Annotated in this window: 5 protein-coding genes and 2 pseudogenes; 5 read left to right on the top strand and 2 right to left on the bottom strand. The window is 37.1% G+C overall.

The genetic code is table 11. From position 1 onward, the window contains the following. Positions 1-12 precede the first annotated feature (12 nt). The 3 genes from HMPREF0650_RS02755 to imm40 are packed head-to-tail and all read left to right on the top strand — an operon-like array spanning position 13 to position 7,132. Positions 13-444: a T9SS type A sorting domain-containing protein gene (locus tag HMPREF0650_RS02755; RefSeq protein ID WP_040562201.1), complete on the top strand. Its 432-nt coding sequence runs from the start codon at positions 13-15 to the stop codon at positions 442-444. Then, positions 441-6,782: an FG-GAP-like repeat-containing protein gene (locus tag HMPREF0650_RS12625; protein ID WP_004348202.1), complete on the top strand. Its 6,342-nt coding sequence runs from the start codon at positions 441-443 to the stop codon at positions 6,780-6,782. The genes HMPREF0650_RS02755 and HMPREF0650_RS12625 overlap by 4 nt, the downstream gene beginning before the upstream one ends. Further along, complete coding sequence (gene imm40 / locus HMPREF0650_RS02745) at positions 6,779-7,132, top strand: Imm40 family immunity protein (RefSeq protein WP_040562200.1); 354 nt, start codon at positions 6,779-6,781, stop codon at positions 7,130-7,132. The genes HMPREF0650_RS12625 and imm40 overlap by 4 nt, the downstream gene beginning before the upstream one ends. Before the next feature lie 322 nt (positions 7,133-7,454). Here the strand turns inward: imm40 and HMPREF0650_RS13675 are convergent. Next, positions 7,455-8,234, bottom strand: a pseudogene (locus HMPREF0650_RS13675) (IS256 family transposase, variant Zn-binding type). Positions 8,235-8,240: 6 nt separating this feature from the next. Beyond that, positions 8,241-8,288 (bottom strand): annotated as a pseudogene (locus HMPREF0650_RS13780) (hypothetical protein); the annotation flags it as partial. A gap of 141 nt (positions 8,289-8,429) precedes the next feature. Between HMPREF0650_RS13780 and HMPREF0650_RS12985 the strand changes: the two are divergent. Together HMPREF0650_RS12985 and HMPREF0650_RS02725 are read left to right on the top strand one after the other, a co-directional pair. Further along, entirely contained in the window at positions 8,430-8,969 is a 540-nt protein-coding gene (locus HMPREF0650_RS12985) for a hypothetical protein (RefSeq protein WP_040562199.1), read from the top strand. A 16-nt stretch (positions 8,970-8,985) separates the two neighbouring features. Further along, complete coding sequence (locus tag HMPREF0650_RS02725) at positions 8,986-9,309, top strand: hypothetical protein (protein WP_040562217.1); 324 nt, start codon at positions 8,986-8,988, stop codon at positions 9,307-9,309. Positions 9,310-9,473: the final 164 nt, after the last annotated feature.

Below are 9,473 nucleotides of genomic sequence, written 5' to 3'. Positions count from 1 at the left end.
TAAAATAAAATTATGAGGAAAATCTTTCTTTATTTTTGCTTAATGTTATTCCCGGCTTTTACATTTGCCCAATCCAAGATTGGGTATGCCTACGATATGGCAGGGAATCGTATAAAACGAGAAATTGTCATGTCAGCTTCACAAGCAATGGCGAAGAAGCAGTCTTTTGAAAGCCAGGACTTCTATTCCGAAAGGTTGAGAGAACATTCGGTTAAAATCTACCCGAATCCAACTCAGGGCAATCTAAAAGTTAGTATCTCAGACTTAGAGACTAGTGACAAATGTCACTTGGGTGTTTATTCTATACAAGGCACACAGATTTTTGCATTCGATGTAAGCTCCGACAATGCCGATGTGGATATAAGCAATCAGCCTAATGGAGTCTATTTACTTCAAATCACAATTAACGGACAATCAACTACCTGGAAAATTGTAAAGCAATGAAAAAGAATTTACTTCAAGCACTACTTTTTACTGTAGTAACAGGTTTGGCGAGTACAATTTCTGCGAATGCTAGCAATGATTCAATCAGAACAATAACTAAGCAAAAAGCAATTACTGCTACGGCTAATAAATTTGATAGACTCTATCCAAATCCAGATAAGCCATGGTGGGAGCCGTTAGATCCTATCGGTCCTATTCATCCTATTGATCCTATTGATCCAGGAGACCCTATACTACCAATTGACCCAGGAGATCCTATCTTACCTTTTCATCCTGACAAGCCATTGGTACCAACTCCACCAACATCTATGTCCAGTACCTATGATGTTGGTAGTCCTAAGGGAGCACTTAGTGTAAATAATTCAGGAGCTGCAGTTTATAGTATTGATATATCTGCACCTAATGGTGGTAGCCTTACCCCTTCTATCGGTGTAAGTTATAATAGTCAGTCGGGTAACGGTTTGGCCGGTTTTGGTTTTAACATTACTGGTTTATCATGCATTACACGTGGCTGCAAGGATTTGTATCATGATAAGCAAATTGCTGGAACTTCGTATGGTATAGGTGATGCCCTATTTCTCAATGGACAACGCTTGATATTGAAAACAGGAACTTATGGTTATAATGGCTCTACGTATACTCCTGAAGGTGATCCTTACACAATAGTAACCCTCCATAATAATATCAATACGAGTGCATGTTGGTTTTCTGTTGTTTGTGCTGATGGCAAGACTTATCAGTTAGGTAACACAAGCGATTCACGTTTGTCTTTTGTAAATAGAAAGAGTGTAACATGTATTGCTGCATGGTATATCAATCAAACTACTGATGTACATAGTAATTTGGTAAAATATCATTATACGACAACGAATTACAACCTTCGACCTGTTAGTATTGAGTATGGTCTTAATACAGCTAAGAGTCGTGGTATTACCAATTTAATTCTCTTTACGTACAGTTCTTTGACAGGTTCATACGCTCGTCCGTTTGCTATTGGTGATAGACAAGGTAAAATGGATGTTTATTTGTCTAAGATAACAACGCAGACGAATGGTTCAGTTTTTCGCACTTATACATTTACCTATAATAGTACGTCTGACGAAACCAAAGATAAGTACTATCGCCTTACTCAAGTAGATTTGGCTAATGGGGCAGGACGTGAGGTAGCTCCAATTAAAATTGATTGGGATCATTTGTCTTCATTGTATATTTCTAATACGAATCTAAACGTACAGACAAGTTCTCCTTCTAGCATGATCGAAGAGAGTGCCAAGACGTTTATTGCTGTAGATGTTAACAATGATGGTATAAGTGATATTATCCGTTTATCTCCAGGTGCTTATGTATGGCGTTATAATGGTGGTGAGAGCAGACAGGGGAAAACCTTCCTTTTTGTCAGTTTAAGCAAGAAAGATGCTAATGGTAATGTGACTTATCAGACACCAAAACAATTTGATTTGAATCCGTCATTCTCGATGGATGATTTGAATAATGTTATTGGCGGTATTCAAGCTATGGACTTCGATGGTGACGGTTATAATGACCTGATTATTCCATATTATTGTGGTTATAAGAGTAATTATGGTGAAAGGTATACCATCGTATGGGGCAAGAGTATTGTGAATGGTGGTGGTTTCAGTGAGATTACCGGTAGGTTGGTTAATTGTGACCATACTCCACTGTTTACCACTTATGACTCAAATGGTGATGGTCGCGATGATTTATTCTATTTGGAGGATCGTGCTAAGGATGGCTATTACAATGGTGCCATTCTTCGTTATAAAGATAGTAACAGTTTAGATGCTACAAAATTTCAATTCAAATTAGTTCGTGAACCAAAGAAGCTTTTTGTAGGTGATTACAACCATGATGGTCTTACTGATATCATTGTCTTCTACGATGGAGGTTATAAGATTTACTATAATAATGGTGGTGAATTATCTTCTACGAAATATACGGAATATAATTCAAAGGAGGGAACCAATCTTGGTGATAAGCATCGTATTGTACAGGGTGACTTCGATGGTGATGGCATGATTGATTTTGCCTTCCTTCAGGGCGACTGGAAATATGGTCTGGCCATCAATAATGGGGATGGTACGTTTACGGTCAACAATGAGGCTGTTACTCTAAGTGAAACCGATCAGAAGACGAATAAAGACAATGATCGTTTCAACATGGTGGCCTACGATTTTGATCATGATGGCAAATGTGACTTTGTGATAACCAAGGCTCATTACGTATTCCATGGTGGATTCCGTTCTAAGTATTATTATGACTTTACCAAAACTCTTTTTGTTAGATCTACAGGTACTGGATTTGAATTACACAAGGAATATGTTACACATCAGGAAAAAGATGCTGAACCTAATAATATATTCTTAGGCGACTTTACTGGTGATGGTGACGTACAATATGCTTCATTCGGCAAAAACCTTCTTGTAGATAATGACAAGTCTGATGATAAGATTCATACTTATCGTAGTGGCTATAATTTAGTTAGCAAGGGCAAAATTTCTTCTATTACAGATGGTTTTGGTCTGCAGACCTATATTTATTATAAGAGTGCAACAGATCCATCTGTCTATACTCAGACTTATTCTTCTGCTTATCCTGTAAATAGCTATACTATTCCTGTACCTTTGGTTTCTAAAGTCATTAAGGATAATGGTGCTGCCGGTTCACAAACCATACAATATCAATATGGCGATTTGAAGCTACATGTTGCTGGTAAAGGTACAGTAGGTTTTTCTTCTATGACCACAGAGAACCTTACCTTAGGCACTAGGGAAACAACAACTGTAGATAAGTGGGATACTGACAAGTGGATACCTATTCAGACAACTACCATGTCAACCGTTGGTAGCAATTCTTCAAAGATTGTTTCATATACAACTATTGCTAACAACATAAGTGGTCAAAATTATTATGCATATACTTCCCGAAAATCATTGACCGATTTGGATGGAAATACATCAGAAACATATACTACTTATGATACTGCAAAGGGAGTACCTACGGTTGAAATCGTCAAAAATGATGGCGATAATATGTATAAGAAAGTAGTTTATAATAGCTATATACAGAAGATGAACCAGTGGATGCCTCTGAATGTTGTTAAATCACAAAAACATGAAGATGATTCTGAAGTAAACTCTTCTACAACTACATATACTTATAATGATAAGGGTGAGGTAATTAAAGTAGTTGCTAATGATGGGTCAACATTACCTCTCACAGTTAATACTACGTATGACGTTTATGGTAATGTCTTGACATCAACTCAGACTGGTAAGGGTATTGTTGCCAATACCGAGACGAATGTATACGATGCTTCCGGTCGATTTGTCGTTAAGGCATATGATAGTGTCAGTCCTCGAGTAACTACCTATACCTATGACTTGTTTGGTAATGTTCTTACAGAGAATGATGAGACGAATAAGTCTCATATCCTGACATCTAAGCATGTTTATGATGGATGGGGAACAGAAATTAGTGAGACGAATTCTTTTGGCATTACTACTACCAAAGAAATGGGATGGGGTTCTAACTATGACAAGAAGTACTTCATCACAACTTCTTCTACCGGAAAGCCATGGGTTGCTGTATGGTTTGATAATGCAGGGCATGAAGTGCTCCGGGAGTCTGTTATGCAGAATGCTAATGCTTACTCTCTGGCTACTACCTACAATTCTAAGGGACAGAAGACTAAGATTGAAGAAAAGACGGGTAAACTTACGCTTTCAGAAACATTTAACTATGATGAAAGAGGCCGTGTTACCAGTGATGTTAAAAGCTCTGGAAAATCCTCTACGTTTAGCTATGGCAATCGTAGTGTAACTGAAACAACCGCTGGTAGAAGTTATACTAAAATTACCGATGCATGGGGTAATCTTGTCAAATCAGTAGATCCTGTTACACAAGTTGACTATGTCTACTCTTCAATAGGCAAGCCTGCTGAGATTACAACCAATGGTGCCACAACCTATATCCAATATGATGAAGTAGGAAATAAGATTGCAGTTCAATCGCCAGATGCCGGCAATATCAACTATGAGTATGCTGCCGATGGTAAGGTGATGAAATTTACAGATGCTCGTAATATCACAACCATCTATACGTATGATGCTGAAGGACGACTTGCGTCAACTATGGCTGGTAATACATTAATTACGAATACCTATGGTACATCGGGTAATTCTATCAACCATCTAGTAAAAACTAGTGTAAACGGTAATAGCGTAGAATATACCCATGACGAATTGGGCCGGATAATTACCGAAACACGAACAGTCAGTGGTGATGGAACGTATCAGTTTAAGTATGCATATAATGCAAACAATCAATTGGTACAGACTACTTATCCTGGTAACCTTATTGTAAAATATACATACGACAAGTACGGAAACAAGACTCAGACTACAGCAAATGATAAGATTGTATATCAAGTTGATGGTTATGATGGATTAGAGACCAGAACATCATTCTTAAACAAATATACGACAACGTTTACACTCGATTCTCGAGGCTTCAAGAACGATATTGTTCTGAAGAATGGCAGTATTGTTCTTGATCAGTTTAAAATGAATTATGATGGAGCAACAGGTAACTTGCTTTCACGTACTCGTAATTCACTTTCTGAGGAGACATTTGGCTATGATAATCTTGATCGATTGGTGTCTGTTAAAGTTGGCACCAAAGAGACGATGCAAATCAAATATGCCGAGAATGGCAATATCACTTCTAAGACAGGTATAGGTCAGTACTATTATGATGCAGAGCGTCCTCATGCGGTATCATCAGTAGACAATACAGATAATCTCATCTCAACACAGGATTGTACAACCCAGTTTAATGACCTCAACAAGATTTCGTCACTTCAGGAAAATGATAAGGTTATGACCATTGATTATGGTCCAGATCTTGAACGTTGCTTTAGTATTTTGAAGCAAGGTAATACGATTCTGCGTAAAGTTACCTATATGGACGATTACGAGAAGGTCGTTGCTAATGGTGTCACTCGCGAATTCTATTATCTGGATGGTGATATCATTGTTATCCGACAGAATGGAACTTTCCATGCCTATCAGTCGTTTAAGGACAACTTAGGTAGTATTTTGTCTGTTGTTGATGAAAATGGCAGCAAGGTGTTCTCAGCAGAGTATGATGCATGGGGCAAGCAAACTGTGTCTGTCAATACTATCGGCCTTATCAGAGGTTATGGTGGGCATGAGATGCTGAATGAGTTCAACCTCATCAATATGAACGGCCGTGTCTATGATCCTGTACTCGGCCGATTCCTAAGCCCTGATAAATACATACAGGAAGGAGACAATAGTCAGAACTATAACAGCTATAGTTATTGTCTGAATAATCCTCTCAAATATGCAGATCCTAGTGGTGATGTATTTGTCCTTGACGATTTTATCGCAATAACTGCAATGGGCGCAATGATGGGTGTCATGAATGCAGCTATGTCAGACAAACCAATATGGAAAGGAGCTTTATTAGGTGCAGCTAGTGCTGCCGCTACTTATGGAATAGGACAGCTATTTGGTGTCGCTGGTTCTTTTGGACATGAACTGTTGAGAGCTGGTACACATGGCTTGTCTAGTGGGGTATTCAATGCTTTAAATGGAGATAATTTCTGGAATGGATTGATTTCAGGAGCAGCTTCTTCAGGTATGGGATCGTTTGCGCAGTCATCTAATTGGAATCCATATTTATTAATGGCATCTACAACTGCTGCCGGTGGAGCAATCGCTTGGGCAACAGGAGGTGACTTCTTGCAAGGTGCCTTAAATGGTTTACAAATTGGTGCTTTCAATTTTGTGGAACATGATGGATACGATGGTAATGGAGGTCCTGGATATGTAAAGAGGTTGCCTGATGGAACACTAGAAGCTCAAGAGCCTTTGCAAGAAGTTGTTTGTAAAAGCATAAAAATAAGGTTTATTTCAAATGTTCCACATGAAAAGCCGTTAGTTGCAGTTTATCCAGAATTTGATATCTTATTTTTTGTAAGAGCAGCCATAAGTGAGGGCTTTTCTTCATTATTATCAAGTATTGTCAAGCACCCTGAAAAATCTTTTTTTGAAAATACTAGATATACGGGGAAAGTCGAAAGGCAGATGCTTAATAATGACTACCATTCATTTCCTGAGTCAGTTACAGCATTTGAAAAAAATGGTCAAGTCATACAAATCATAGGTGGCGATGGTATTAAGCGAAGTAAGTTAACTATCCCAGGATGGTATAGAGGAAAAAACGGTGTATTTGAATTTATCAAAGAGCCAAACGGAGATATTAATCATAGATTATTTAGTCCTTTTAAATGAAAAAGAATGATATAATTTCAATTATTCAAGATAATGATATTTCTGAATATTATTCCTTGAAGAATTTAGGTATTGAGGGCTATGCTTTTCCATACCAAGAAGCACTTAAAATAGTGCAAATATGCAAACTTTTAGTGATTCCAATCTTAGGTGGTGATGTATATAGTATGAATAATTCTACTATAGAGAACTCTGATGATAATTGGTATTATGATAGGACTCCAAATGAGTCATATTACAATTATGTGCAAAACAGTTGTAATAAATCCGAATCTTACATAAGGACTTTTAAAAATCATTCTTGTGATAGGCCTTTATTTTCCTTTGTCATAGAAGATCAATTAGAATAATCGAATACTGGGCGAATAGGCAGTGCAGCTCTTGGCTGATTAGTTAGTTCAGGCTCAGATCCTGTTCCTCTTGGAATTGCTGATGGTATGGCTGGTGATCCCTATGGAGGAGAATTTGGAGGATGGCTCTCTGATACTATTTTTGACTTTTTTGCACACTAGTTCTTTACATAAACCCTTGCTTGACTTTTAAAAAGGCAAGCAAGGGTCTATGTTGGTATTAGTAAAAAAAGGCGTAATGGACATTTGGTAGGCTGGTTCTTCCAGCCTACTTTTTTGTATTTATGAATCCATCTATAAACTTCTTCATGTTAGCTTCATTCTATCCATTATGATTATGCAGTGCTCTTTTAAGTTGTGAGTTAAATCCTTCCAACAGGTTTGTTGTATTAGGTATTTGTATATCCGAATACTCCTCACACGTATATAGCCATAGCAGATGTGTCTTAATAGAACGTCTTGCCGTTCTCAGTCTTCTGTGTGTATAAGTTGTCTTACCCGAGATTAGGAGAGTTCGTTCATTTAGGAACTCTTTCCATTTATCAAAAGCGGTTATAAACTCTTCTTTTCTCATAGAGAACATCCTTCTCATTAATGCCAATAGTTCAACGCCTGCAGGCAAATGTGGGTTGTTAGTAAGGAGTCTTCTAACTATCTGAAATTGGTGAAATTGGCACATTTATGCGGGACAGAAACTTATAGCTTGTAAAAGTCCTATATGCCCATCACACACCACTGCTTTTATCATAGTTCCACGTTCCGCAATATACCAAAGTCCATCAAGATAATCTCTGTTAGTTTCGTTTTTGACAAACTTGCGATAGAGTATTTTGCCTGATGAAGCATCCTGAAAAAGCATCACACCAAATGTCCTGGAAAAGTATGTTGTATCTAATATTATTACTGCAGATTTGGGGTAAGTAGCAGTAAAGCTATCTACCACTAAGCTCAACCTACGTCGTATGGTTCGCTCTGAACATTTATAAAGAGTGGATAGATCAGATATCGTTCGATTTGCCGTCAGATAGTCATTACATAGAGAAATATTATTTATACGCAGACCACCTTGAAATTGTCTACCACAATCCTTGCAGGAATACATCTGAACAGAACGTCGATGCCCATTCTTTTTAACATTTGAGCTATTACAGAAGATACAGTTTTTTTATTCATAGGTTTTCAAATGCTGCAAAAGTAGTAAATAAAAGCGTACCGAGAGGTTTCAGCCTACCAAATGTCCATTACGCCCAAAAAAAGCAAATATCAAATAATATTTATAAGATTACGTTTATTAGATATGAAACTATTTGTAATAAGACTATTATATTCTCTATATTGTGCAGAAAGATGGAGTTATCGTATTCCGATACGAATACTTGGACCTTTTATCAATCGTGTATGCAAACGGCTATATTTTTGGAATCCATTTGGCTATATTCAGAAAAATAATCCAACGTTAGAGTACTATATAAGAAATGTGTATAAAACGATGGAAGCCGTTTTTTATGATATAAATATAGGAATAGGTATTGCGCGTGCAGAAGGAACATTAGCTTTTATGTTTGTTCCTTATGAAATGCTTATTCTATCAGTTTTCAAGAAATTTAGAATACTTCCTATTCAGAATTCCCATTTCCTTATATTTCTTATAATCACTTGTGGTCTTTCCTTACTGTTTACCCACTTCTTGGGTCAAAAAAATGAGGAATATATAGGCTATTTCCATAAATTTGAAAGTCATAAGAATAATGCAGTTTGGCATGTCATTTCTTCTATATTTTTCATTGGCGCAGTTTGTGCAGGTATAATCTGCATTATATGGTGGAATGAAAACTAAAGCAGAATCTGAAAATATGAAAAAATTATGTTTTATCTCAATAGCAGCTTTTATTATGCTGTCTTGCATGGCCTTTTCGCCTCAACAGAGTCTGCAGTCCCGATTATTTGGTACTTGGGCGGCAAGTGGTGATGAGGTTACTGTGTTAAATATCGATAAGGATAGTTTGTATTATGTAGATGAATATCCTATTGTGGCAATACCTTATCAGTTTGCAGGCGATAGTATGACGATAGGCACTGATGGAACAACTATCGTACAACATATTTTATTTCGCAAGGATACGCTCGTTATGAAAAATCAGTGGGGCGACGTTAGTTGTTTTGTACCCGTTAAATGAGCTATGATTGATTTTATACAAGAGACTCATATATGCAATTATTATGCCTTAGAGGAATTTGGAATACATGATATTGTTTCCCCTATCAAGTAGTGCTGACTTGTAGAATTTTAGGTATATCTATTTTGAGAGATGATGTCTATCATAAAAAAGACTCTGCTATC

This window comes from Hoylesella buccalis ATCC 35310 (genome assembly GCF_000177075.1).
Taxonomy (GTDB): Bacteria; Bacteroidota; Bacteroidia; order Bacteroidales; family Bacteroidaceae; genus Prevotella; species Prevotella buccalis.
Note: the sequence above shows the minus strand (reverse complement) of the source record. Positions and strands in the feature narration are given on the sequence as shown.